The organism is Mesorhizobium sp. BHbdii, assembly GCF_053848045.1.
On the sequence record NZ_JBSPKX010000084.1, the window covers coordinates 1 to 590 of the forward strand.

Annotated in this window: 1 pseudogene; it reads left to right on the forward strand. The window is 66.1% G+C overall.

The annotated features are described in order from the left end of the window. Nucleotides 1–562: pseudogene (locus ACWTU8_RS31960) on the forward strand (cyclic nucleotide-gated potassium channel); the annotation flags it as partial. Nucleotides 563–590: the final 28 nt, after the last annotated feature.

The window sequence follows — 590 nt, forward strand, 5'->3', positions numbered from 1 at the left end:
GGTGGTCACGCTGTCCACCACCGGCTATGGGGACACTATCCCGCAAAGCTTCGCCGGCCGCCTCCTTGCCGGGGCGGTCATGATGAGTGGCATCGGCATCTTCGGGCTCTGGGCCGGCATTCTTGCCACCGGCTTTTATCAAGAAGTCCGTCGCGGGGATTTCGTCCGCAATTGGCAATTGGTCGCCGCCGTGCCGTTGTTTCAGAAGCTCGGCCCGGCCGTGCTGGTCGAGATCGTGCGCGCGTTAAGAGCCCGCACGGTGCCGGCGGGCGCCGTGATCTGCCGCCTTGGCGAGCCCGGTGATCAGATGTTTTTCGTCGTGGAGGGACGCGTCAGCGTCGCGACGCCGAATCCGGTGGAGCTTGGCCCTGGCGCTTTCTTCGGCGAGATGGCGCTGCTCAGCGGCGAACCGCGTTCGGCGACGGTCAGCGCCGTAACGGCGGTCTCACTCCTGTCGCTGCACTCGGCGGATTTCCAGATGCTGTGCGGCAGCAGCCCGGAGATAGCGGAAATCATCCGCAAGACCGCGCTCGAGCGGCGCGGCGCGGTACCGACGGCTTGACCGTACTAGACGTGCAGTTCCGGACCGC